This window comes from Burkholderia sp. E168m15 (assembly GCF_016586105.1).
Taxonomy (GTDB): Bacteria; Pseudomonadota; Gammaproteobacteria; order Burkholderiales; family Burkholderiaceae; genus Burkholderia; species Burkholderia orbicola.
Genome location: NZ_BCPO01000002.1, coordinates 88,242 through 113,487, shown reverse-complemented (window position 1 = coordinate 113,487; position 25,246 = coordinate 88,242). Strand labels below are relative to the sequence as shown.

Annotated in this window: 21 protein-coding genes and 2 riboswitches; of the genes, 13 read left to right on the top strand and 8 right to left on the bottom strand. The window is 69.3% G+C overall.

The genetic code is table 11. From position 1 onward, the window contains the following. A partial coding sequence (locus JMF86_RS00710) for a cytochrome c5 family protein (RefSeq protein ID WP_201316675.1) occupies positions 1-302 on the top strand: 302 nt, incomplete at its 5' end. Between the two features lie 111 nt (positions 303-413). Here JMF86_RS00710 and JMF86_RS00705 read toward each other — a convergent pair. Continuing rightward, positions 414-2,501 (bottom strand): UvrD-helicase domain-containing protein, encoded by a 2,088-nt coding sequence (locus tag JMF86_RS00705; protein ID WP_012327640.1) that lies wholly within the window; start codon positions 2,499-2,501, stop codon positions 414-416. A 311-nt stretch (positions 2,502-2,812) separates the two neighbouring features. Here JMF86_RS00705 and JMF86_RS00700 point away from each other — a divergent pair, with 311 nt between their 5' ends. The 8 genes from JMF86_RS00700 (at position 2,813) to JMF86_RS00665 (ending at position 13,277) form a co-directional block, all read left to right on the top strand. Beyond that, complete coding sequence (locus JMF86_RS00700) at positions 2,813-3,520, top strand: SGNH/GDSL hydrolase family protein (RefSeq protein ID WP_054928237.1); 708 nt, start codon at positions 2,813-2,815, stop codon at positions 3,518-3,520. Positions 3,521-3,847: 327 nt separating this feature from the next. Beyond that, positions 3,848-4,900 carry an oxidoreductase gene (locus tag JMF86_RS00695; protein ID WP_054928236.1) on the top strand — a complete coding sequence of 351 codons (1,053 nt, stop codon included), beginning with the start codon at positions 3,848-3,850 and terminating at the stop codon, positions 4,898-4,900. A gap of 213 nt (positions 4,901-5,113) precedes the next feature. Then, on the top strand, positions 5,114-5,479 hold the full coding sequence (locus tag JMF86_RS00690) for a hypothetical protein (RefSeq protein WP_012327637.1): 366 nt from the start codon (positions 5,114-5,116) through the stop codon (positions 5,477-5,479). A 114-nt stretch (positions 5,480-5,593) separates the two neighbouring features. Next, positions 5,594-5,697: riboswitch (glycine riboswitch) on the top strand. A gap of 35 nt (positions 5,698-5,732) precedes the next feature. Next, positions 5,733-5,866, top strand: a riboswitch (glycine riboswitch). An 83-nt stretch (positions 5,867-5,949) separates the two neighbouring features. Further along, a complete protein-coding gene (gene gcvT, locus JMF86_RS00685; protein ID WP_054928235.1) occupies positions 5,950-7,068 on the top strand; it encodes a glycine cleavage system aminomethyltransferase GcvT in 1,119 nt (372 codons plus the stop codon). A 126-nt stretch (positions 7,069-7,194) separates the two neighbouring features. Further along, a complete protein-coding gene (gene gcvH / locus JMF86_RS00680; protein ID WP_054928234.1) occupies positions 7,195-7,575 on the top strand; it encodes a glycine cleavage system protein GcvH in 381 nt (126 codons plus the stop codon). A 58-nt stretch (positions 7,576-7,633) separates the two neighbouring features. Then, positions 7,634-10,561, top strand: a complete 2,928-nt coding sequence (gene gcvP, locus JMF86_RS00675) for an aminomethyl-transferring glycine dehydrogenase (protein ID WP_054928233.1) — start codon at positions 7,634-7,636, stop codon at positions 10,559-10,561. Positions 10,562-10,715: 154 nt separating this feature from the next. Next, complete coding sequence (locus tag JMF86_RS00670; protein ID WP_054928238.1) at positions 10,716-11,858, top strand: alginate lyase family protein; 1,143 nt, start codon at positions 10,716-10,718, stop codon at positions 11,856-11,858. Between the two features lie 30 nt (positions 11,859-11,888). After that, a complete protein-coding gene (locus tag JMF86_RS00665; RefSeq protein ID WP_011546766.1) occupies positions 11,889-13,277 on the top strand; it encodes an L-serine ammonia-lyase in 1,389 nt (462 codons plus the stop codon). Positions 13,278-13,336: 59 nt separating this feature from the next. Here the strand turns inward: JMF86_RS00665 and JMF86_RS00660 are convergent, their stop codons facing one another. From JMF86_RS00660 to JMF86_RS00650, 3 genes are all read right to left on the bottom strand, one after another. Then, entirely contained in the window at positions 13,337-13,573 is a 237-nt protein-coding gene (locus JMF86_RS00660) for an antitoxin (protein WP_011546767.1), read from the bottom strand. A 183-nt stretch (positions 13,574-13,756) separates the two neighbouring features. Beyond that, positions 13,757-14,041, bottom strand: a complete 285-nt coding sequence (locus tag JMF86_RS00655) for a type II toxin-antitoxin system mRNA interferase toxin, RelE/StbE family (RefSeq protein ID WP_054928232.1) — start codon at positions 14,039-14,041, stop codon at positions 13,757-13,759. Continuing rightward, positions 14,038-14,499 carry a hypothetical protein gene (locus JMF86_RS00650; protein ID WP_054928231.1) on the bottom strand — a complete coding sequence of 154 codons (462 nt, stop codon included), beginning with the start codon at positions 14,497-14,499 and terminating at the stop codon, positions 14,038-14,040. Before JMF86_RS00650 ends, JMF86_RS00655 begins: the two co-directional genes overlap by 4 nt. 275 nt (positions 14,500-14,774) lie before the next feature. Between JMF86_RS00650 and JMF86_RS00645 the strand changes: the two genes are divergently transcribed. Then, positions 14,775-16,478, top strand: a complete 1,704-nt coding sequence (locus JMF86_RS00645) for a thiamine pyrophosphate-binding protein (RefSeq protein WP_054928230.1) — start codon at positions 14,775-14,777, stop codon at positions 16,476-16,478. Beyond that, positions 16,475-17,566 (top strand): hypothetical protein, encoded by a 1,092-nt coding sequence (locus JMF86_RS00640; protein ID WP_054928229.1) that lies wholly within the window; start codon positions 16,475-16,477, stop codon positions 17,564-17,566. Before JMF86_RS00645 ends, JMF86_RS00640 begins: the two co-directional genes overlap by 4 nt. A 351-nt stretch (positions 17,567-17,917) precedes the next feature. Here JMF86_RS00640 and JMF86_RS00635 read toward each other — a convergent pair whose 3' ends face one another. From JMF86_RS00635 to JMF86_RS00625, 3 genes are all read right to left on the bottom strand, one after another. Next, positions 17,918-18,934, bottom strand: coding sequence for a helix-turn-helix domain-containing protein (locus JMF86_RS00635; RefSeq protein WP_027807895.1), 1,017 nt, complete (start codon positions 18,932-18,934; stop codon positions 17,918-17,920). 216 nt (positions 18,935-19,150) lie between these two features. Then, positions 19,151-19,699 carry a hypothetical protein gene (locus JMF86_RS00630; RefSeq protein ID WP_054928228.1) on the bottom strand — a complete coding sequence of 183 codons (549 nt, stop codon included), beginning with the start codon at positions 19,697-19,699 and terminating at the stop codon, positions 19,151-19,153. Positions 19,700-19,881: 182 nt separating this feature from the next. Next, positions 19,882-21,408 (bottom strand): aldehyde dehydrogenase family protein, encoded by a 1,527-nt coding sequence (locus JMF86_RS00625; RefSeq protein WP_011694006.1) that lies wholly within the window; start codon positions 21,406-21,408, stop codon positions 19,882-19,884. A gap of 331 nt (positions 21,409-21,739) precedes the next feature. Here JMF86_RS00625 and JMF86_RS00620 point away from each other — a divergent pair, with 331 nt between their 5' ends. Further along, positions 21,740-22,168, top strand: coding sequence for a pyridoxamine 5'-phosphate oxidase family protein (locus JMF86_RS00620; RefSeq protein ID WP_053524477.1), 429 nt, complete (start codon positions 21,740-21,742; stop codon positions 22,166-22,168). A 254-nt stretch (positions 22,169-22,422) separates the two neighbouring features. On the opposite strand, the gene JMF86_RS00615 is transcribed toward JMF86_RS00620, so the two are convergent. Beyond that, positions 22,423-24,048 (bottom strand): MFS transporter, encoded by a 1,626-nt coding sequence (locus tag JMF86_RS00615; protein WP_054928227.1) that lies wholly within the window; start codon positions 24,046-24,048, stop codon positions 22,423-22,425. Positions 24,049-24,212: 164 nt separating this feature from the next. On the opposite strand from JMF86_RS00615, the gene JMF86_RS00610 reads away from it, so the two are divergent. Next, complete coding sequence (locus tag JMF86_RS00610; RefSeq protein ID WP_054928220.1) at positions 24,213-25,097, top strand: LysR family transcriptional regulator; 885 nt, start codon at positions 24,213-24,215, stop codon at positions 25,095-25,097. The last annotated feature ends 149 nt before the right edge of the window (positions 25,098-25,246 follow it).

Sequence of the window (25,246 nt, the reverse complement as noted above, 5' to 3'; positions counted from 1 at the left end):
CGATCGCCGCGATCCCGAAGGCCGGCGAAAAGCCCGCGGCCGCCCCGGCCGGCGCCGACGCGGCAACGGCCGGCAAGGCGCTGTACGCGTCGACCTGCCAGGCCTGCCACGCGGCCGGCGTGCTGGGCGCGCCGAAGTTCGGCAGCAAGGAAGACTGGGCGCCGCGCCTGAAGGACTCGATGGATACGGTCTACAACTACGCGCTGCACGGCAAGGGCGCGATGCCGCCGAAGGGCGGGTCGAACGCGTCCGATGCCGACGTGAAGGCGGCCGTCGACTACATGGTCAACGCGGCGAAGTAACGACTCACCCTGCCATCCGTAAAAAACCCCCGCGACGCACACGCATCGCGGGGGTTTCGTTTTTGTGTCGCCGGTTGGCCGCGCCAGCGTGCGCGCGGCGGCGGCGCCGCGTCACTTCTGCAGCAATGCCTTCAGGCTCGCGAGCCGGTCCTTCGGCGACATCGGCGCTTCTTCCGGCGTCGGCGGCGGCGCTTCGTCGAGCCCCATCTCCGGGATGAAGCGCGACGGTTCGCACACGACCGTCTCGCGCGCCCGCTTGCGCTTCTTGCACCAGTTCAGGTGCAGGCTGCGCTGCGCGCGCGTGATCGCGACGTACATCAGCCGGCGCTCCTCCTCGATCCGCTCGTTGTCGATCGGGCCGTCGTCCTCGCTGCCGCCGCGGTGCGGCATGATGCCTTCCTCGACGCCGACCAGGAACACGTGCGGATACTCGAGCCCCTTCGACGCATGGACGGTCGACAGCCGCACGGCGTCCGGGTCCTCGTCCTTGCCCTCGAGCATCGACATCAGCGCGACGGTCTGGATCAGGCCGAGCAGGTTCTTGCCCGTATCGGCGAGGCCGTCCGCGTTGTGGAAACCTTCGGCCTCGCCGTCGACGGCGTCCGTCTCGGGCTTCGTGCCCTTGCGCTTCAGCCATTCGAGGAATTCGAGCACGTTCTGCCACTTCGACTGCGCCTGCCGCTCGTCGAACGCGTCGTACAGGTACGCCTCGTAGTGGATCGCCTCCATCATGTCGTCGAGCACGACGGTCGCGGGTTCCTTGTCCGCGCGCTCGGTCAGGCGCTGGATGAAGTCGCAGAACATCCGCAACGGCTCGACCTGGCGCGCCGACAGCCGCGCCTCGATCCCGCCCATGTAGACGGCCTCGAACAGCGACACCTTCGCCTGCCCCGCGAACGAGCCGAGCGCTTCCAGCGTCGTGTTGCCGATGCCGCGGCGCGGCGTCGTGACCGCACGGATGAACGCGGGATCGTCGTCGGCGTTCGCGATCAGCCGCAGGTACGCGCACAGATCCTTGATCTCGGCCTTGTCGAAGAACGACTGGCCGCCCGACAGCACGTACGGAATCCGCTCGCGCCGCAGCACCTGCTCGAAGATGCGCGCCTGGAAGTTGCCGCGATACAGGATCGCGTAGTCGCGGAACTGCGCGCGCCGCTCGAACTTGTGCGCGGACAGCCGGAACACGACCGATTCAGCCTCGTGTTCCTCGTCGTTGCACGCCGTGACGGTGATCGAATCGCCCATCCCGTGCTCGGACCACAGCTTCTTCTCGAACAGCTTCGGGTTGTTCGCGATCACGTTGTTCGCGGCGGTCAGGATTCGTACCGTCGACCGGTAGTTCTGCTCGAGCTTGATCACGTGCAGCTTCGGAAAATCCTTGCCGAGCTGCGCGAGGTTCTCCAGCGTCGCGCCGCGCCAGCCGTAGATCGCCTGGTCGTCGTCGCCGACCGCCGTAAACGCGGCGCGCGGGCCCGCGAGCTGCTTCAGCAGCTCGTACTGGCACGCATTGGTGTCCTGGTACTCGTCGATCAGCAGGTAGCGCAACTTGTTCTGCCAGCGGTCGCGCACCTGCTCGTTCTTCGCGAACAGCTCGGCCGGCAGGCGGATCAGGTCGTCGAAGTCGACCGCCTGGTACGCGTGCAGCGTCGCCACGTAGTTGCGGTAGACCAGCGCGGCCTGGTGCTCGTCCTCGTTGGCGGCGATCGCCATCGCCTCGTCGGGCATGATCAGGCCGTTCTTCCACAGCGAGATAATGCTCTGGATCTTGCGGATCAGCCCTTTGTCGGTGGTGCCGAGCTGCTCCTGGATCATCCCGAAGCAGTCGTCCGAATCCATGATCGAGAACTGCGGCTTCAGGCCGACGTGCTCGGCCTCCTGGCGCAGGATCTGCACGCCCAGCGAGTGGAACGTGCAGACGGTGAGCTGGTTGACGGGCACCTTGCGGCCTTCCTTGCCCGGCGTGGTGAGCGTCTTGCCTTCCAGCAGCTTCGACACGCGCTCGCGCATTTCGGCGGCCGCCTTGTTCGTGAACGTGACGGCGGCGATATGGCGCGGCTCGAAGCCCTTCGCTTCGATCAGGTGCGCGATCTTCTGCGTGATCACGCGTGTCTTGCCGCTGCCCGCGCCGGCGAGCACGAGACAGGGACCGTCGAGATAGCGCACCGCTTCGTTCTGAGCGGGATTGAGGCCTGCGGACATGATGGCGGATGGTGTTGCTGGTTGACGGCGGACGCCGGGAGGATGCCGTGCGCGGCAGGCTGGCGAAGCAGGCGGACACGCGGGGCAGGACGCGCATGTTAACACGTCGGCGGCGCGTATTTCGGGCACGCCGCCGGACGGGGGCGCGCGGGCTTGCCGGGCGGGCGCCCCCTGTCCGTTCGGCGTGGTCGTGGCTGTCCGCTCGGCCAATCTGGCCCTGTTCGCGCTGCGATCGGACACAATATGCACTCCCCGACGCCACCCGCGCCGCCCTCGCTTCAATGCGTTTCAACCACCGCAGGATCGACCTCATGGGATACCCGTTCGCCACCGCTGCCCTCGGCCCGCTGCTGTTCGCACAAGGGCGCTACGTGCGCCGCGTCACGCCGCGGCTGCCCGAGGCGGCCGGCCCGCGCGACGGCGTGGCCGGCGACGGCCCACCGCTGCGCGTGCTGGTGGTCGGCGATTCGGCCGCCGCGGGCGTCGGGGTCGCGACGCAGCACGATGCGCTCGCCGGGCAACTGGCGAACGCGCTGGCGGCCACGCACCGCGTGCGCTGGAAACTGCTCGCACGCACCGGCCTGACCACGCGGGAGCTGGTCGACTGGCTCGCCGCGGAGCCGGCCGAGCCGTTCGACGTGGCCGTGACGTCGCTCGGCGTCAACGACGTGACGGGAGGCGTGTCGCCCGCTCGCTGGCTCGCGCAGCAGGCCGAGCTGGTGCGGCTGCTCGCCGAGCGTTTCCAGGTCGGGCACGCGATCCTGTCGGCGGTGCCGCCGATGGAGCGCTTCCCGGCGCTGCCGCAGCCGCTCGCGTGGTATCTGGGGCGGCGCGCGAAGCGGCTCAACGCGGCGCTCACCGGCTGGGCCGGCGCGCAACCGCACTGCACGTTCCTGCGGGTCGACCTGCCGCTCGAACGCCATTTGATGGCCGCCGACGGCTTCCATCCCGGCGCAGCCGCGTGCGCGGTGTGGGCCGCGCAGGTCGCGGCCGCCGTGAGGCAGCGGCCGGGCGGATGATGGGGCGCGTTCGGGGGCTGACTGCCGCCACGGCTTGCCGGGGGTTGGGAGCCGGGAGCCGCGAGCCGGGAGCCGGGAGCCGGGAGCCGGGAGCCGCGAGCCGCGAGCCGCGAGCCGCGAGCCGCGAGCCGCAAACCAGCCAACCATACCGCGGCACGGCGCACGACCCCGCGCAAAATGCCAGCCTTCCCCGCGCAAGCGCCGCCTCGCTTCGTGCATTTCGCCCGACGCGTCTGTGCAAGCAGCGGCGCCATGCCAAAATAGCCGGTCGTCCTCGCGCCGCTCCGGCGCGCCATCCTTTAGTTTCCTTCGCAGCCAGGAATTGCCATGTCGTCATTGCTCAGGATTGGTTTGATGGGTTTCGGTTTCGCCGGCGCGACGTTCCACGCGCCGGTGATCGCCACGAGCGGCCGCACCGAAGTCGCCGCGATCGCGACGGGTCAGCCCGATCGCGCGCAGGCCGCGTATCCGGGCGCGCGCGTCGTCCCTGATCTCGACACGCTGCTCGGCCTCGATGACATCGAATGCGTGGTGATCGCCACGCCGAACGACACCCATTTCACGCTCGCGCGTCAGGTGCTCGAAGCCGGCCGCCACGTGGTCGTCGACAAGCCCGTCACGCTCACCGCCGACGAGGCGCTCGCCCTCGCGCGGCTCGCGAACGCGCGCAGCCGGCTGTTCGCGCCGTTCCACAACCGCCGCTGGGACGGCGATTTCCTCACCGTGCGCCGGATCGTCGAATCGGGCGAGTTGGGCCGCCTCACCTACTTCGCGTCGCACTTCGACCGCTTCCGGCCGACGCCGCGCACGCGCTGGCGCGAGGAGCCGGCCCGCGGCGGCGGCCTGCTGCTCGACCTCGGCCCGCACCTGATCGACCAGGCGCTCGCGCTGTTCGGCACGCCGGAAACGGTGAGCGCCACCGTCAAGACGCGCCGCGACAACGGCACGGCGCCCGATTTCGTGCACCTGCTGCTCGGCTATCCGGACAAGGACGTCGCGCTGCACGCGAGCGCGCTGTCGGCGATCGAGCCCGCGCGCTTCACGCTGCACGGCACGCGCGGCAGCTACCAGAAGTTCGGGCTCGACACGCAGGAAGACCAGCTCAAGGCCGGCCTCACCGCGGACGACGTCGAATTCGGCGGCGGCAATCCGCCCGGCCTGCTGCGCGTGCTCGACGGCGACGTCGAGCTCGAGCGGCCGGTGCCGACGCTCGACGGCCAGTACGCGGAGTTCTACCGCGCGCTCGCCGCGTCGATCCGTGATGGCGCGCCGTTTCCCGTCACCGCGCAGGACGCGGTCGACGTGATGACGATCATCGAGCTCGCCGCGCAGAGCGAACACGACGGCCGCCGGGTGCCGTTCGTGCGCCGCACGGTCTGACGACCGCCGGCCGGGTCGGTGCCGACCCGGCCACCCTCCGCGCCACGCCGCCAGGCATCGGCACCGGCGGCGCTTGTGTCTACCGCCACGCCGCCCCGCGGCCACGGCCCCGAACATTCCGTTACAAATGGTGCGGGAACGAAAGTCAGCGGTCGTCCGGTCTGACGCGTTTCTCAAAAAGTCGATTCGACACTTATCCGTCAGGAGAATGTGATGCAACGGTTGATTCGCGCAGCGGCATGCTGCGTCCTGGTTTCCTCGCTCGCGGCCTGTATCGTGCAGCCGCAGCGGCCGGCCCGGCAGGCGCCTCCGCCGTCGCGACCGAACCCGCAGGTCGTCGCGAACGACCGCATGCAGGAGGTCCAGGGCCGGATCGACAACCTGCATCGCCGCATCGACGCCCGTGTGAACGGCGGCTACTACCCGCCGCCCTACGGTGCGCAGCTGCACCACCGTCTCGACGTGATCCGCCAGGAAGCGAACGACATGTCGGCCCAGCACAACGGCGGCCTGTCCGGCGACGAGCAGCGTGTGCTGAATCAGGAACTCGACACGGCCGCGCGCGCGATCGGCGAGTAACGCGCCGACGCCCGCCGGTGCGGAGAAAAGCGGCGGCGCCGGCCGCCGCCGCTTGTCGCGAAGCGACATTCTTTTGCTCAAATTGACAAGGCCCACCCGCTCGCGTACAGTCGCCCGCACGCGTCGGGAGAGCGTGTGACCGGGTCGTTCCGACACCGGTTGCGCCGCCGAAGGGGCACACCCGCAAACTCTCAGGCAAAAGGACCGACCGCGTCGGGGAATCGCGTCCGCGCATTGCGCGGACACCTTACTCTCCCCGCACTCTGGAGAGCGGCAGTAGCCCGCAGCGCATTGGCTGTGCGGGCAAGCTGCCCACCGAAGGGGCGCGCGTTCGCCGGGCTTTGCCCGCAGCGCAATCTCTCAGGTATCGAGGACAGAGGGGCATGTACCGGATCGCTCGAGGCTATCAGCCGCGGCGGTCGGCACATGGCCGTTCTGATCCGCGCGCAAGCGCCTTGCCTGAGGCCTCGATGACTGCACTGAATCACACCCCGCTCAACGCCGCGCACCGCGCGCTCAATGCCCGCATGGTCGACTTCGGCGGCTGGGACATGCCCGTCAACTACGGCTCGCAGATCGAAGAACACGCTGCCGTGCGCACCGACGCCGGCATGTTCGACGTGTCGCACATGTGCGTCGTCGATTTCACCGGCAGCCGCGTGCGCGCGTTCTTCGAGCATGCGATCGCGAACCACGTCGGCAAGCTCAAGACGCCCGGCAAGGCGCTCTACTCGTGCCTGCTCAACCCGCAGGGCGGCGTCATCGACGATCTGATCGTCTACTACTTCACCGAAGAATTCTTCCGCGTGGTCGTCAACGCCGGCACCGCCGAGAAAGACATCGCGTGGTTCAACCAGCTGAACGAGCAAGGCGGCTACGGCCTGACCATCGCGCCGCGCCGCGACTTCGCGATCGTCGCCGTCCAGGGCCCGAACGCCCGCGAAAAGGTCTGGGCGACGGTGCCGTCCGCCCGCGCCGCCACCAGCGAGCTCAAGCCGTTCAACGCCGCGCAGGTCGCCGGCACGCCGTTCGGCGATCTCACCATCGCACGCACCGGCTACACCGGCGAAGACGGCTTCGAAGTGATCGTCCCGGCCGTGCACGTCGAAGTGCTGTGGAATGCGCTGCAGCAACACGGCGTGCGTCCGTGCGGGCTCGGCGCGCGCGACACGCTGCGCCTCGAGGCCGGCATGAACCTGTACGGCCAGGACATGGACGACACCGTCTCCCCGCTCGACGCGGGCCTCGCCTGGACGGTCGACCTCACCGCGCCGCGCGACTTCGTCGGCCGCGCCGCACTCGAAGCCAACGGCACGCGCGCCGCATTCGTCGGCCTGATCCTGCAGAAGGAAAACGGCAAGGCGGGCGGCGTGCTGCGCGCGCACCAGAAGGTCGTCACGCCGCACGGCGAAGGCGAGATCACGAGCGGCACGTTCTCGCCGTCGATGCAGGAATCGATCGCGTTCGCGCGCGTGCCGGCGGCCGTCCAGGTCGGCGACATCGTCCAGGTGCAAATTCGAGACAAGAATCTTCCCGCGCGCGTGGTAAAACTGCCGTTCGTGCGCAACGGCAAGGTCCTCGCTGCGTAACGACCGAGAGGCGGCCGCGGGGCCGCCTTCCGGCAAGCCGGGAGATGGCGCCCGGCGCAACCCTATTCGGCGTGCCATGGCGGCGCGCCAGCAGAACGAACACACCCTTTTATCCAGGAGCATCCGATGAGCAACGTCCCGGCCGATCTGAAATACACCGACGAACATGAGTGGATCCGCACCGAGGCGGACGGCACGCTGACGGTCGGCATCACCGATCACGCACAGAGCACGCTCGGCGACATCGTCTTCCTCGAGCTGCCCGAAGTCGGCAAGTCGGTGAACGCGGGCGACGCCGTCGGCGTCGTCGAATCGGTGAAGGCGGCATCCGACATCTACTCGCCGGTGTCCGGCGAGATCGTCGCCGTCAACGAAGCAGCCACTGACTCGCCGGAAGACGTGAACGGCGACGCATACGGCGTGTGGCTCTTCAAGATCAAGCTCGCGGCCGGCGCATCGACCGACAAGCTGATCGACGCCGACGCCTACAGCAAGCTGATCGACTAATTTCCCTACCCGAACCGCGCGGCGCCGGCCTCGGCGCGCGCGGGACCAGAGTCACGCCATGAAGCTCGAACACCCGGACCGCCTGATGAACCGCACGCCCCTCTCGCTCGCCGCGCTCGAAACGCATGACGCGTTCGCCGAACGCCACATCGGCCCCGACGCCGCCAGCCAGCAGGCCATGCTCGACACGCTCGGCTTCGCGTCGCGCGCCGCCCTGATCGACGCCGTGATCCCGGCCTCGATCCGCCGCGCCGAAACGCTGCCGCTCGGCCCGTTCGCGCAGCCGAAGAGCGAGGCCGAAGCCCTCGCCGCGCTGCGTGCGCTCGCGGACAAGAACCAGGTGTTCCGCTCGTATATCGGCCAGGGTTATCACGACACGCATACGCCGGCCGTGATCCTGCGCAACGTGCTCGAAAACCCGGCGTGGTACACGGCCTACACGCCGTACCAGCCCGAAATTTCCCAGGGCCGCCTCGAGGCGCTCCTGAACTTCCAGCAGATGGTGGCCGACCTCACGGGCCTCGCGATCTCGAACGCCTCGCTGCTGGATGAAGCGACGGCCGCGGCCGAAGCGATGACGCTGCTGCAACGCACCGGCAAGCCGAAGTCGAACGTGTTCTACGTGGCCGACGACGTGCTGCCGCAAACGCTCGAAGTGATCCGCACGCGCGCGCTGCCGATCGGCATCGAGGTCAAGACGGGCCCGGCCGCCGACGCGGCGCAGGCGAACGCGTTCGGCGTGCTGCTGCAGTACCCGGGCGTGAACGGCGACGTGCGCGACTACCGCGCGCTCACCGACGCGATCCACGCGGCCGGCGGCCACGTGGTCGTCGCGGCCGACCTGCTCGCGCTCACCGTGCTGACGCCGCCCGGCGAATGGGGCGCGGACGTCGCGATCGGCAACACGCAGCGCTTCGGCGTGCCGATGGGCTTCGGCGGCCCGCACGCCGCCTACCTGGCCGTGCGTGACGAATTCAAGCGCCAGATGCCGGGCCGCCTCGTCGGCGTGACGGTCGACGCGCAGGGCAAGCCCGCGCTGCGCCTCGCGCTGCAGACGCGCGAACAGCACATCCGCCGCGAGAAGGCCACGTCGAACGTGTGTACCGCGCAGGCGCTGCTCGCGATCATGGCCAGCATGTACGCGGTCTACCACGGCCCGCACGGCCTGAAGACGATCGCGCTGCGCGTGAACCGCATCGCGGCGCTGCTCGCGGCCGGCGTGAAACAGCTCGGCTTCGTGACCGTCAACGACACGTTCTTCGACACGCTGACGATCGACACCGGCGCGCGCACCGCGCAGGTCCACCAATTCGCGAAGGCGAAGCGCATCAACCTGCGCCGCGTGAGCGACACGCAAGTCGGCGTATCGGTCGACGAAACGACGACGCGCGACGACCTCGCCGATCTGCTCGACGTGTTCGCGCAAGCCGCGGGCGGCACCGCGCCGGCCGTCGATGCGCTGGACGCGGGTCTCGCCGGCGTCGCCGCGCTGCCGGCCGGCCTCGAGCGCACGAGCGCATACCTGACGCACCACGTGTTCAACCGTCACCATTCCGAAACCGAAATGCTGCGCTACCTGCGCAGCCTGTCGGACAAGGATCTCGCGCTCGACCGCTCGATGATCCCGCTCGGCTCGTGCACGATGAAGCTCAACGCGACGTCGGAAATGCTGCCCGTCACGTGGCCCGAGTTCGGCGGCATCCATCCGTTCGCGCCGGCCGAGCAGACCGTCGGCTACCGCGAGATGATCGATCAGCTCGAGGAAATGCTCGTCGCGGCCACCGGCTACGCGGCCGTGTCGCTGCAGCCGAACGCGGGCTCGCAGGGCGAGTACGCGGGCCTGTTGATCATCCACGCGTACCACGCATCGCGCGGCGAAGGCCATCGCGACGTGTGCCTGATCCCGGCATCCGCGCACGGCACGAACCCGGCATCCGCGCACATGGCCGGCATGAAGGTCGTGGTCGTCGCCTGCGACGCGCAGGGCAACGTCGACATCGCCGACCTGAAGGCGAAGGCCGAGCAGCATTCGGCGAACCTCGCGGCGATCATGATCACGTATCCGTCGACGCACGGCGTGTTCGAGCAGAACGTCCGCGAGATCTGCGAGATCGTCCATGCGCACGGCGGCCAGGTGTACGTCGACGGCGCGAACATGAACGCGATGGTCGGCCTGACCGCGCCGGGCCAGTTCGGCGGCGACGTGTCGCACCTGAACCTGCACAAGACCTTCTGCATCCCGCACGGCGGCGGCGGCCCGGGCGTCGGCCCGGTCGCGGTCGGCGCGCACCTCGCGAAGTTCCTGCCGAACCAGCGCTCGACCGGCTACGCCCGCGCGGAAGACGGCATCGGCGCGGTATCGGCCGCGCCGTACGGCTCCGCGTCGATCCTGCCGATCTCGTGGATGTACATCGCGATGATGGGTGCGAAGAACCTGACCGCCGCGACCGAAACCGCGATCCTCAACGCGAACTACATCGCGAAGCGCCTCGCGCCGCACTACCCGGTGCTGTATTCGGGCCCGGGCGGGCTGGTCGCGCACGAGTGCATTCTCGACCTGCGTCCGATCAAGGAAACGAGCGGCATCAGCGTCGACGACGTCGCGAAGCGCCTGATGGACTACGGCTTCCACGCGCCGACGATGAGCTTCCCGGTGCCGGGCACGCTGATGGTCGAGCCGACCGAATCGGAATCGCAGGAAGAACTCGACCGCTTCATCGCCGCGATGATCGCGATCCGCGAGGAAATCCGCGCGGTCGAGGAAGGCCGCGCCGATCGCGAGGACAACCCGCTGCGTCACGCGCCGCACACGGCGGCCGTCGTCACCGCGAACGAATGGCCGCACGCGTACTCGCGCGAGCAGGCCGCGTACCCGGTCGCGTCGCTCGGCACGAACAAGTACTGGCCGCCGGTCGGCCGTGCGGACAACGCGTACGGCGACCGCAACCTGTTCTGCTCGTGCGTGCCGATGTCGGACTACGCATAACGCCCGTCTCGCACCGGAGCGTCCGACCGTGAACCCACCGCACGCAGCCACCGGTTGCGTGCGGTTTTTACGTTCGCCGCCCGGCCAACCGTTTCACGCTCGCCCGCCAATCCGGCTAACATCACACGCGATCCAGCCAATGAAGGAGTTCCGCATGGTGCGTCCGATGTTTCCGGGCCATGGTGCAACAGCGAGGCGGCCGCGCACCCGCGCGGGCCGCTACGTGCCGATGCTCGTCGCAGCGCTGTCGCTGGCCGCCGCCGGCCTCGGCGTGTCCGGCAGTGCGCGCGCGGCGATGAATTTCTGCGCGGCTCCGGCGCTGCAGGCGAGCGAGACGACGCAGGCCGAGCCGGGCGTGCAGGCGCTGATCCGCAGCGTCGACGCGCGCATCGGTGAGCAGCCGAAGGCGATGGCGCGCGTGCACACCGAGGGCACGCTGCCGCACGAAGGCATCTATGACCAGAGTGCGGCCGCGCTCAAGGACATGGACCTGATGCGCGATGCGGCGCTCGCGTGGCGCGTGACGAACGCGCCGCGCTACCTGCAGCTCGTCGACCGCTTCCTGTCCGCGTGGGTCTCGACCTACCAGCCGAGCTTCAACCCGATCGACGAGACGCGCTTCGAGAGCCTGATCGTCGCGTACGACATGACCGCGAGCGCGCTGCCGGTGAAAACGCGCAACGCGACGGCCGCGTTCATCGCGAAGCTCGGCGCCGGCTATGTCGCGCAGGTCGACGCGCAGAAGCGCCCGCTCACCGGCACCTGGCGCAACAACTGGCAGAGCCACCGGATCAAGCTGATCGCGCTGTCCGCGTTCACGCTCGGCGACCGCAAGATGATGAACGCCGCGCAGCGGCTGTTCGTCGAGCATCTCGCTGACAACATCGGCCCGGACGGCAAGACCTGGGATTTCGAGGAACGCGATGCGCTGCATTACGCGGTCTACGATCTGCAGCCGCTGGTGACGGCCGCGCTCGCCGCGCGCCGCTTCAACCGCAACTGGCTGCGCGAGCGCGGCGCGAACGGCGCGACGCTCGCGGCCGCGCTCGACTGGCTCGTGCCGTATGCGCTCGGCGAGAAGACGCACGAGGAATTCGTGAATTCGCCGGTGCCGTTCGACGCGAAGCGCCGCGAGGCCGGCTTGCCCGGCTACACGGGGCAGTGGGACCCGAAAAACGCCACCGAACTCTTTCATCTGGCCGCGCGGCTCGACGGGCGTTATGCCCGCGTCGCGCAGCAGCTTTCCCTAACGCCGCCCGCATGGCTCGCCGCGTGCCTGCCATTGCAGGCGCGCTAGCATCATTCTTATCGCAAGGCAGGTATCGAAATGGCAGTCAGCGTGTTTGACCTTTTCAAGATCGGCATCGGTCCGTCCAGTTCGCACACGGTCGGACCGATGCGCGCGGCGCTGATGTTCGTCCAGGGCCTCGAGCGCGACGGGTTGCTCGACGCGACGGCCCACGTGAAGGTCGAGCTGTACGGCTCGCTCGGCGCCACCGGCAAGGGCCACGGCACCGACCGCGGCGTGATGCTCGGCCTGCTCGGCGACGCGCCCGACACCGTCGATCCCGACACGATCGACGCGCGGCTGGAGGACATCCGCAAGACGAAGCAGCTCGCGCTGCTCGGCACGCATCCGGTGCCGTTCGTGCTGAAGGAGAACATCGCGTTCTACCGCCAGGCGCTGCCCGAACATCCGAACGGGATGAAGCTGCGCGCGAGCGACGCGAACGGCGCGGTGCTGGTCGAGCGCACTTATCTGTCGGTCGGCGGCGGCTTCGTCGTGACGGCCGGCGCGCCGAACACCAAGGTGCTGAGCGCGGCCGAGCAGATGACGCATCCGTTCCGCACCGGCGCGGAGCTGCTCGCGCTGACCGCGTCGACCGGCAAGTCGATCGCGCAGCTGATGTGGGAAAACGAACGCGCGTGGCACACCGAGGAGGAAACGCGCGACGGGTTGCTGAAGATCTGGGCCGTGATGCAGTCGTGCGTGTCGCGCGGCTGCGGGATCGGCAACCCGGAAGCCGAAGGCAACCTGCCCGGCCCGTTCCAGGTCAAGCGCCGCGCGCCGCAGCTGTACCGCACGCTGACGGGCAGCCCGGAGCGCGCGCTGCAGGACCCGCTGTCGATGATCGACTGGATCAACCTGTACGCGATCGCCGTCAACGAGGAAAACGCGGCCGGCGGCCGCGTCGTCACCGCGCCGACCAACGGCGCGGCAGGCATCATCCCGGCGGTGCTGCATTACTACACGCGCTTCACGCCCGGCGCGAACGAACAGGGCGTGATCGACTTCCTTCTGACGGCCGCCGCGATCGGCATTCTGTACAAGCTCAACGCGTCGATCTCGGGCGCGGAAGTCGGCTGCCAGGGTGAAGTGGGCGTCGCGTGCTCGATGGCGGCCGGCGCGCTCGCGGCCGTGCTCGGCGGCACGCCGCAGCAGGTCGAGAACGCGGCCGAGATCGGAATGGAACACAACCTCGGCCTGACCTGCGACCCGGTGGGCGGGATGGTGCAGATCCCGTGCATCGAGCGCAACGCGATGGCATCGGTGAAGGCCGTCAACGCGGCGCGCATGGCGCTGCGCGGCGACGGCTCGCACTACGTGTCGCTCGACTCCGTGATCAAGACGATGCGCGAGACCGGCGCCGACATGAAGACCAAGTACAAGGAAACGTCGCGCGGCGGGCTGGCGGTGAATATCGTCGAGTGCTGATGCGGGACCCGGCGGTCATGGAGGACGCGCCGCGTCTCGCATGACCGTCGGGTGCACAATCACCCGTCCGTGCGTTCGGCCTGCTCCTGGTCGCCATGCCCTTCGGCCATGAAATTCGGCCCGAATTGAGCGAACTTCTCGAGCACGTGGGTCAAAGGCCGTCGCACCGGCCGAATACGGATCTCGTCGCCGACGCGCTTGATTTCCAGCTCGATATCGCTGCGTTCATAGGCGAGGTCGGCAGGAATTTGCACGACCTGCGCGCTGCCATTCCAAAATACCCTTGTGGTGCGCATGTCGTTCTCCCACGTCTGGATGTACCGGAGATATACGTAAATCATGCAGTCGATGATGCGCGTCCTGGCGCGCGCATGGTCATCCACCCGGCATCAGTTCGAAAACACACGCGGCCCCGGCAGTCTTTTCCGTTCCGGACTTGGCCCGCCACACCCGGTGAATCAGCCGGCGCAAATATCGCATCACGGCCATTGCCGTCGCGCATGCAGCACGCGGAGAATCTCCACGATGTCCTTGGCCGGCCGGAGGCGATACACAAGCACATAGTTCGGCGCGACCACCAGCTCACGCGTGCCGGCCACCCGCCCTTGCCGATACAACTCGGCATGGGCCGGTAGCGCCGCCGCCCTTTCTTCCAGCAGTTCGTCGAGTTCGAGCGCGGCCAGCGGGTCGTCCTCGGCGAGGTATTCCATGATCGCGGCGCGATCCTCGTACGCCTTCGGATTCCAGTGCAACGCGAGGGTCAAGAAGCATCCCCGCGCTTGCCTACAAGCCGCTCACGCAACGCCGCACGGCGCGACGCGAAGTTGGCGCTGACTTCGGCGTCCGGAATCGATGCACGCGGGTCGTCCAGCGCCTGCTGCACCTGCTCGCGAAACCAGCGATCGTGCGCCGCCGCCTCGTGTGCCGCCTTCAACGCCGCCGCGCGATCGGGCCGAGTCGCCCGGCCGGCCGCGTCCGGGTCGAATGCCGACGCATCCACATCGAACCGGTTGATGCCGATGTCGCGCAGAAAGCCGACCAGCGTTTCAAAACGGCGAAACACCCGCACGTCGCCGCGCTTGGCCGACAGGAAGCGCTCGTGCGCGCCGCAACGGGCCGACAGCGCCCAGCCGTTGCCGCAACCGACCACGCGGACCGCACGGACCGCGCCGGCTTCGACCAGCTCCGTCAGCGTCTTTTGATCAATCGTTTCGGTCGTCATGATTCTCGCCCCCTTTCTCCACTCATTCGCTGAAATTTTACTATTAAGTGATATCCCAATTTATTGTTATTTGGGTGCCCGCTTTCGAATCGAGACAAGCGTCAGCCCGCCATCCATAGCGCTCACTTTCCGCCGTCGTGGAAGCGCGCACAAGCTGGCCGGATGGCCAATCGAAGCACGCACGCGCTCGCCGCCCCCTCAGCGTTCCGACACTTTTCAGCGCCCGGCCAACCGGCGTAAGCTGTACGTCCCGCTACCCAGGGAGACGGCAGCCCATGTCGCATTCCAAGGATCTCGAGCCGCACGCCACCACCGGTGCGCGACTGCTCGTCGATGCGTTGCTCGCCAATCACGTCGAACGTGTGTTCTGCGTGCCGGGCGAGAGCTTCCTCGCCGTGCTCGATGCGCTGGCGGACGACACCGCCCGCATCCAGACGGTCGTCTGCCGCCACGAGGCGGCCGCCGCGAACATGGCCGAAGCGGTCGGCAAGCTGACCGGCCGCCCCGGCATCGCGTTCGTCACGCGCGGACCCGGCGCGACCCATGCGTCGATCGGCGTGCACACCGCGTTCCAGGATTCGACGCCGATGATCCTGTTCGTCGGCCAATGCGCACGCGAACACCTCGACCGCGAAGCCTTCCAGGAAATCGACTACCGCCGGATGTTCGGCCAGATGGCCAAATGGGTCGCGCAGATCGACGACCCGCGCCGCATCCCCGAATACCTGAGCCATGCGTTTCACGTCGCGACGTCCGGCCGGCCCGGCCCGGTCGTGCTCGCGCTGCCGGAGGACGTGCTGTCCGACGCGTGCGCGCCGCAGCCGGTCGTGCCGGCCGCGAAACGCATCGCGGCCGCGCCGTCGCCCGCGCAGATCGACGAGCTGCGCGAGCGGCTCGCGCGCGCGGAACGGCCGTTCGCAATCGTCGGCGGCAGCGGCTGGACGCCGGACGCCTGCGCGAACCTGCGCACCTTCGTCGAACGCTGGCAATTGCCGGTCGCGTGCGCGTTCCGCTTCCAGGACACGATCGACAACGCGCACCCGAACTACGCGGGCGACGTCGGGCTCGGGATCAACCCCGCGCTCGCGAAACGCATCCGCGACGCCGACCTGCTGCTCGTGATCGGGCCCCGCCTCGGCGAAGCGACGACCGGCGGCTACACGCTGCTCGATATCCCGAAAACGCGCCAGACGCTGATCCATGTACATCAGGGCGCTGACGAACTCGGCCGCGTGTACGCGGCCGACCTGCCGATCGTGTCGGGCATGCCCGAGATCGCCGCGCCGCTGGCCGCGCTCGAACCGCCCGAGCGGCCTGCGTGGGCCGGCGCGGCCGCCGACGCGCACCGCGCGTACCGCGAATGGCATGCGCCGCTGCCGATGCCCGGCGACGTGCAGCTCGGCGACGTGATGGTGCAGTTGCGCGAGCGCCTGCCGCACGACGCGATCCTGACCAACGGCGCGGGCAACTACGCGATCTGGCTGCATCGCCACTTCGCGTACCGGCACTTCCGTTCGCAGCTTGCGCCGACGAGCGGCGCGATGGGCTACGGGCTGCCGGCCGCGCTCGCCGCGAAGTCGCTGTATCCGCAGCGCGCGGTTGTCGCGCTCGCGGGCGACGGCTGCTTCATGATGGCCGGCAACGAGCTTGCGACCGCGATGCAATACGGGCTGAACATCGTCGCGATCGTCGTCAACAACGGCCATTTCGGCACGATCCGCATGCATCAGGAGCGCAACTACCCGGGCCGCGTGCACGGCACGGGGCTCACGAATCCCGATTTCGCCGCGTATGCACGTGCGTTCGGCGCGCATGGCGAGACGGTCGAGCGCACTGCCGATTTCGCGCCGGCGCTCGAACGCGCGCTGACCTGCGGATTGCCCGCGGTGATCGAGATCCGCATCCCGCAGGACGCCAGCACGCCGGCCGCGACGCTCGAACAGATCCGCGAGCAGGGCCGCCGCGCGCGCGGCGCATGACGGTGGCCAGGCATATCGCGCCGCCCGTCGCCGCGCTGTCGCACGACGACGCGCTGGCGTACCCCGGCACGCTGCTCGCGCCCGACGGCACGCTCGTCGCGCCGTACGACCTCGAGCATGGCGAGCGGGCCGAAGGCCATGCGGCGGCCGCGCCCGCGCTCGGCATGCTGCATGCCGCGCACCGGCCGTTCCGGCTCGATTACAGTGAGGCGCGGCACGTACACGTGATCAACGGGATGGGGGTCACGCTCGGCGATTCGGTGATCGGACTGACGGCCCTCGCCGCGCTGCGAGCGGCCCATGCGGACGTACGCTTCACGCTGTACCGGCCGGCGCGCGCGCCGCGCTATGTCGACGCGCTGTATGCGCTCGCGACCGACGTGGTCGCGCCGTCGCGCGCGCTGCCGTGCCCCGCCGACGCGCTACCCGCCGATGCGCACTGCATCGACGTCGGCAATCACCTGTACTGGCCGGCGTTCGCGCGGCTGCCGATGATCGATTTCTTCCTCGACGCGCTCGGCGTCGATCCGGCCGCCGTGCCGGCCGCCGCGAAGCGCAATCGCTGGCTCGCGCGGCTGCCGCTGCCCGCACTGCCGGCTGAATGGCAGCGGCCGTACGTGCTGTTCTGCCCGAATGCGAGCACCGCGGTGCGCAGCGTGCCGCCCGCGTTGTGCGTCGCGTTCGTGGAACGGCTCGCGCAGCGTTACGGGCTGCCGGTCGTCGGCTTCGGTCCGCTCGCGCATCCGGCTTACGTGGACGTGAGCCGCGACGCGACCGACACCGCACGCTTCATCGCGTGGATCAAGGGCGCGAGCGTGCTGTTCGCACCGGACACGGCGGCCCTGCATCTCGCCGACGGTTTCGACGTGCCGACGCTCGCGTGCTTCACGACGATCGGGCCGGCGCTGCGCGTGCGCGACTATCCGCATTGCGTGCCGGTCGCGCTCGACGTGCCGGCCGAATTGCACGGGCTGCATCGCAGCGAGCGACCGGATGATCTGGCGGCGGTCGAAGCCGCTTACCGCGCCATCGACTGGGACGCGCTGGCGTGGCCCGCACCGCGCGACGTGACTGCACCGGCAATCTGAGCGAAGCCAGCGCCGCAGCGAGCGGAACGATCAAGCCGGCAGCGGCACGCGCACAGCGCCAGCCCCGGCGCGATCGTCGCGTCGGCTTACCTCGGCAAGCTACCGCCAGCCCCTGAGCAATGCCGCCGCAGCGGCGAGCGGAACGACCGAACCGGCAGCCGTACACGCACGGCATGAGCACCGAGCGGAGGCCGCTTCGACGCCCCGACTGACCCCGCCGAGCTCGCCTAGCCACCTGGGCGAAACCGGCGCGACGGCGAGCGGAAGGGTCGAACCGTCAGCCGCGCGCCCCCCGGCGCCGGCACCACCGCAAACGCCGCTCCACCCGCCCGGCTTACCCCGCCAAGCCCCTCACGCGCGATCGCGCAGCGTCTCCGACGGCCGCTTGCCGAACAGACGCCGGTAATCCGTCGCGAACTGGCTCAGATGCCAGAAGCCCCACGCCTCCGCGACGTCCTGCACCGAACCGGCCGCACGCCCGCACAGGTCGCGCCGCGCGCCGTTCAGCCGCAGCGTGCGCAGGTAGGTCGCGGGCGCCATCCCGAGCACGTCCTGGAAACAGTACTGCAGCGTGCGCCGACTCACGTGCAACTGCTCGCACAGCTCGGGCACGCCGACCGGGCGCGTGCGGTGCGCGAGCACGTAGTCGCGCGCCTGGTCGACGATCCAGCGGCGCGTCGACGGCGCGGCGCCGCTGCCGTCGTCGGCCGGTTGCGCGCACGCATCGAACAGCGCGGCCAGCACTTCGGCCTGCAGGTCGTCGCGCTGCGCATCGGGCAACGGGCCGGCCATCGCCACCGCACCGTCGAGCCGGCGCCCGAGCAGCGCGCACAGGCGCGCGAGCCGCGCGTCGCCGACCTGCATCACGCGCTGGGTGAACAGCCGCTCGTCGAGCGCGCGCCGTTCGACTTCCTCCGCATAGCGGCGCAGCACGTCGCCGCGCACGACGACGCCGTAGATCGAGAACTGCGCGGGCGTCACGAGTTCGAACTCGACGTTGCCGGGCCGGAACGCGAGCGCGCCGGGGCCGATGCGGCACGCATCGACACGCGCAGAACCGTCGCACACGAGCGGGATGCCGAACCAGTACGCATCGCCGCGCACCTCGCACGCCTGGCGCAGCAGGTGGCTGGTCGATTCGCGAAACAGCTTCATCGTGTCGAGCGGCAGCTCGGTCAGCGTGCCGACGAAGCGGCCGGCCGCGAGCTGGTCGTAGGTCTGCCGCCAGCCGATCAGGTTGCGCGCCTGCTCGTCCGCATCGTGCGCGACGCTGACGACGGCCTGCCCGGCGAACGCGTCGTCGCCCTGCGCGCTGCGCCGCGTGTCTTCGGCGGTCGGCTCCGCCGTACACGCCACATGTTGATTCATCGTGTCCTCCCTCACCTGCGCGGAACCGTGCGTATCCATCACGCAAGTCCCGTGCCGAACCTCATGGCCCGGCGAGCAGCCCGCCATTGCACGCTGTCCGGCCGATGCGCGCCATGCGGGCGCACCCGAAGGCGGCATGCCGCGCACGCCGCCGGTGCGATCCGCGCGGCGACCGCGCATGCGCGCCGCCGCCCGGGCGCAGTCACCGGCTACCGCCTACCGGGCCGGCTTCAGCCGCACGACCCGCGTCCCGCAATTGCCGTATGCCTGCACGATCGTCAGCTCGACGATCGCGCTGCCCACCGCCCACGGCGCCGCGTCCGCTTCCGGCAGATCGGTGCGCAGCGTGGCGCGACCGTTGATCCGGTAGCGCAGGCCGCGCACGAAATCGACGAACAGCAATCCGACCCCGCTGCCGTCGCAGGCGGCCGCGTCGATCCGGCCGCCGTCGCCGTCATGCGCGGCGGGCAGCGCGAACCGCAGCGTCTTCGTATCGATCACGCGCACCACCGGCAGCAGATCGCCGTTCGCGTCGCGCCGGCTCTGCACGATGTCGCAGGTCATCGAGGCACCGCCGCCGCATGCCGCGCCGACGAACATGAACGGTTGCGATTCGACGAACTGCCGTACGCCGAGGCTCAGCCGCGTCGTCACGGCATCGCTCATCCGCTCGGCTTCGTCGGCGACGCCGAAGCGGTGTTGCGCGTCGAGTTCGCCCGGATGGAAGACCGGGTGGCGGGGAAATGATCGGGGCAGTTCTGCCATGCTGGTTGTCGTCGTCGCACGCATCGGCGCACCGTGCCGCCGCGCATGCGCGACGGCCGGCAGCGTTGCCGGCGCCGGCCGCCCAACGAAGCGCAACCGGCGCCGACTGTCGAAATAAGGAAATCGAACCGCGCGACGTGCCGGCCCCAACCGGCCCCGACACGTCGCGCCGGCTTCGGCAATCAGAAGAACCCGAGCGCCTCGGCCTGGTAGCTGACCAGCAGGCACTTCGTCTGCTGATAGTTCGACAGCGCCATCTTGTGCGTCTCGCGGCCGATCCCCGACTGCTTGTAGCCGCCGAACGCCGCATGCGCGGGGTACAGGTGGTAGCAGTTGGTCCACACGCGGCCGGCCTCGACCTCGCGGCCCATCCGGTACGCACGCGTGCCGTTGCGGGTCCACACGCCGGCGCCGAGCCCGTAGAACGTGTCGTTCGCGAGTTCGATCGCTTCCTGCTCGTCCTTGAACGTCATCACCGACGCGACCGGCCCGAAGATTTCCTCCTGGAACACGCGCATCTTGTTGTTGCCGAGCAGCATCGTCGGCTTCACGTAGTAGCCCGTGCCGAGATCGGCGGCCGGCGCCGCGCGCTCGCCGCCCGTCAGGCATTGCGCGCCTTCGCCGCGGCCGATGTCGATGTACGACAGGATCTTGTCGAGCTGCTGCTGCGACGCCTGCGCGCCGATCATCGTCTGCAGGTCGAGCGGGTGGCCGGACTTGATGCGCTCGACGCGCGCGACGGCCTTCTCGATGAAGCGTTCGTAGATCGATTCCTGGATCAGGATGCGCGACGGGCACGTGCACACTTCGCCCTGGTTCAGCGCGAACATCGCGAGCCCTTCGAGCGCCTTGTCGAGGAACGCGTCGTCCTGGTCGAGCACGTCGGCGAAGAAGATGTTCGGGCTCTTGCCGCCCAGTTCGACCGTCGACGGGATCAAGCTGTCGGCCGCCGCACGCAGGATGTGCTTGCCGACCGGCGTCGAGCCCGTGAACGCGATCTTCGCGATCCGCTTGCTGGTCGCGAGCGCTTCGCCCGCTTCCTTGCCGAAGCCGTTCACGATGTTGATCGTGCCGGCCGGGAACAGGTCGCCGATCAGCTCCATCAGCACGAGCACCGACGCGGGCGTCTGCTCGGCCGGCTTCATCACCACGCAGCAGCCGGCCGCGAGCGCCGGCGCGAGCTTCCACGCGGCCATCAGCAGCGGAAAGTTCCACGGGATGATCTGGCCGACCACACCGAGCGGCTCGTGGAAGTGATACGCGACGGTGTTGTCGTCGATTTCGGAGATGCCGCCTTCCTGTGCACGGATGCAGCCCGCGAAGTAGCGGAAGTGGTCGATCGCGAGCGGCAGGTCGGCCGCCATCGTCTCGCGCAGCGGCTTGCCGTTGTCGATCGTCTCGGCCACGGCCAGCAGCTTCAGGTTCTTTTCCATCCGGTCGGCGGCGGCGAGCAGCAGGTTCGCACGCTCGGCCACGGACGTCTTGCCCCACTGGCGGCGCACGGCATGCGCGGCGTCGAGCGCCAGTTCGATGTCGTCGGCGCCGGAGCGCGGGATGCGGCAGAACGGCTGGCCGTTGATCGGCGACACGTTCTCGAAATACTCGCCCTTCACCGGCGGAACCCACTTGCCGCCGATGTAGTTGTCGTATTGCTGACGGTACGGGTATTCGACGTCGAGGCCCAGTTGTTTCAGGTCAAACGGGTTCATACATGTCTCCTGTTCATCGTGCTTGTGTGAGTACAGCGCCGGTTGGAATGCGCTGGTCCCGTTTACGCAACATGCGTGCCAAACAGGACGAGAGGGAACGAGAGCACGTCGAGCGCGGCCCGCGCACGCTCGCACCGTGCGGTGTTCACGCACGCAACACGGCGGGTGTACCGATTCTGAACACCGCGATTGCGCAGCGACGGGGCCGGTGTTCGGAATTTCCACAGTGCGCGGCGGTGTGCAGCCCGCGGACGCGCGCCGCGCCGCGTGGCATGTCGCTTGCGTGCGGATCACCGATCCACACGCCACGGCGCACGCGCCGACCGACACCATGAACGATCGCGGCCCCCTGACCGACGACGCCATCGCCTTCATCCGCGAGCAGGCTTTCCTGATCGTCGCGACCGCCGACGCGGCCGGCAACGCCGACTGTTCGTACCGCGGCCGTCAGCCGCGCGCCGACGGCTCGTTCACGCCGCTCGTCGATATCCCGGACCGCCGCACGCTGGTGCTGCCCGACTTCGCGGGCAACCACCTGCTCAACACGATCGGCAACCTGCTCGTGAATCCGGCCATCGCGCTGCTGTTCGTCGATTTCGTGCGGCAGACGACCTGGCTCGTGCAGGGTCGCGCGACGCTCGACGAGGATGCGCAAGGGCGCGCGCATCTGTGGCCGGACGCGCTGCGCTATCTGGTGATCGAGGTGGAACGCGCAGAGGCGCGCGCGGATGCGGGGTTGCCGCCGCTCGTGCTGGCGTGACGCGCGGCGGATGAGGCTTTAACGAGCGGACGAGGTGGGCACGGCCGCTGCATTGACCAAAAGACCGAAGCACCCGGGGAACCGGGAACCAAGAACCGAAACATCGAAGCACCGGGCACCGGGCACCGGGCACCGGGCACCGGGCACCGGGCACCGGGCACCGGGCACCGGGCACCGGGCACCGAGCACCGAGCACCGAGCACCGAGCACCGAGCACCGAAACATCGAAACACCCGCGCGCCACGGTGCAACGCTCAACGCCCTTGCGTCTCCACACACGCCGGCTCACCTCGACTGCGCGCCGCCGACGCATCGGCCTGCGCGTGGCCATCCGCCTCGTCGCCCGTTTCGTCGGCCGCCGGCCGCCCGCCGAGAAACCCGAACACCACCACCGCGCACAGCACCGTGACGACGGCCAGCCCGATCAGCAGCCGGTCGAACGCATGCGTGTAGCTCGCGATCAGCGCCGCACGTCCGACGCCCGGCAACGCGGCAGCCGCACCCGCGAGATCGCCGGTCGCGAGCCGCGCGGCCGCACGCAGCGTTGCGTCGGGCGTGGCCGCGGCACCGGCCGCGTGCGCGAGCCCCGCCTGCGCGAGCGCGGCCAGCACCGCACCGACGATCGCCAGCGCAATCCCCTCGCCGGCGACGCGCGTCGTACTGAAAATGCCCGTCGCCATCCCCGCGCGCTCCTTCGGCACGACGCTCACCGACAGCCCGTCCATCAGCCCCCACGGCATGCCGGCACCGACGCCGATCGCGAGCATCGGCGCGATCGCCGCCGGCCCCGCGCCGCCGCGCAGCGCGATGCCGAGCCACACGAGCCCGGCCGCCGCGACGAGCAGCCCGAGCCCGGAAATCACGCCGGCCGACAGCCAGCGCGTGAGCGTCGCCGCGACGAGCGGCACGACCAGCATCGGCGCGGAGATCGCGAGCATCAGCCAGCCGGCGTCGATCTCGCTGAAGCCGTCGATGCCGATGAAGCGCAGCGGCAGCACGACGAGCAGCACGATGTAGCAGCAACAGGTCGACACCGGCAGCACCTGCACGCCGACGAAGCGCGCGATGCGGAACAGCGACAGGTCGAGCATCGGCCGCGCGACGCGTGTCTCGATCGTCACGAATGCGCACGCGCCGAGCGCCGCGCCGGCCAGCAGCGCGATCACGAGCGGGCTCGACCAGCCGCGCGCGGGCGCCTCGATCACGCCGAACGTGAACAGCGACAGCGCGGCCGTGAACGCCGCCGTGCCGGGCCAGTCGAGCCCGGTCGCGTGCGGGTCGCGCGACTCGTGCATGCGCGGCAGCCCGAACGCGAGCGACAGCACGCCGGCCACCGCGCTCGTCACGAAGATCGCGCGCCAGCCGTAATGCCCGATCAGCCCGCCGGCGATCACGGGCCCGAACGCGAGCCCGATGCCGAACGTCGTGCCGAGCAGGCTGAATGCACGCGTGCGCGCCGCGCCGTCGAATTCCTGCGCGAGCGCGGCCGTGCCGCCGGCCAGCGCCGCGGCCGCCGCGAGCCCTTGCGCGGCGCGCAGCAGATCGACGGCGAGCATCGACGGCGCGAACGCGAGCGCGATCGACATCAGCGTGAAGCCGCCGACGCCGATCGCGAACAGGCGCTTGCGGCCGAACTGGTCGGCCAGCGCACCCGACGCCATCAGGAAGCTGCCGAACGCGAGCATGAACGCGTTGGTGATCCAGTTCATCGCGACCGGGCTGCCGTGCAGGTCGCGGCCGATCGCCGGCGTCGCGACCGCGCCGCCCGAAAACGACAGCGGCAGCGCGACGGCGGCCATGCAGACGGCGGCCAGCACCCATGCGCGCCGGCGCGCCGCGTGGGCCACGTGGGCCGGGGCGGCTGAAACAGGGTGATCCATCATCGCTCCTCGAAAAAGCCGGCGCGGATGCGCCATCAGAGCGACAGAAGATAAATCCGATTCAATCCGCGAAAAACCACGCGAAGCTCCGCATATAACGGATTAAAATTCCGCAATACACCTGCCTGCGTGCGTCACCGCGCGTCCTTCGATTCGATGGAAAGATGGAAAACCTCACCGGCATCGTCGCGTTCGTCCGCACCGCCGAAGCGCTGAGCTTCGTCGCGGCCGGCCGCGCGCTCGGCATCTCGGCGTCGGCGGTCGGCAAGACGATCGCGAAACTGGAACAGTCGCTCGGCGTGCGGCTGTTCAACCGCACGACGCGGCGCGTGACGCTCACCGACGAGGGGCGGCATTTCTACGAGCGCTGCCAGCGCATCCTCGAGGATTTCCGCGACGCGGAGGCGACCGTGACGGCGTCCGCGCAGCGCCCGCGCGGCAAGCTGCGCGTGAGCCTGCCGGTGATCGGCTACCGCTTCCTGCTGCCGGTGCTGCCCGAATTCCGGCAGCGCTATCCGGACGTCGAGCTCGATCTCGATTTCAACGACCGGATGGTCGACGTCGTCGAAGGCGGCTTCGACGCGGTGATCCGCAGCGGCCCGCTGTCCGATTCGAGCCTGATGTCGCGGCGGCTCGGCCCGTTCGCGTTCGTGCTGTGCGCGACGCCCGCCTATCTCGCGCAGGCCGGCACGCCGCGCACGCCGCGCGAGCTCGAAGCGCACGACTGCGTACGCTACTGCTTCCCGACCACCGGCAAGCTGCAGGACTGGGCGCTCGCGGCCGACGACGGCACGCCGCTCACGCTGCGCACCGCGATGACCTGCAACAACATGGAAGCGCTGCGCGGCGCCGTGCTCGCGGGGCTCGGCATCGGCTACATGCCCGACTTCCTCGCGCGCGACGCGCTCGAATACGGCACGCTCGTCACCGTGCTCGACGACTACCGGATCGCGCCGGGGCAGTTCTCGATCGTGTGGCCGTCGAGCCGGCAGTTGTCGCCGAAGCTGCGCGTGTTCGTCGATTTCCTATGCGAGCGGCTGTTCAAATAGCAACAAGCTGGAGAGGTATTCCGAAAAGCATGGCGTCCCGGACGTTTGGTACAAGAACGCTCAGACCGTCGAAGCTGCTTCCCTCGACGTTTGATCAGCTGTTCGCCCCAAATCAGACTCACGCCTATTCGACTCGCAGGTCCGATACC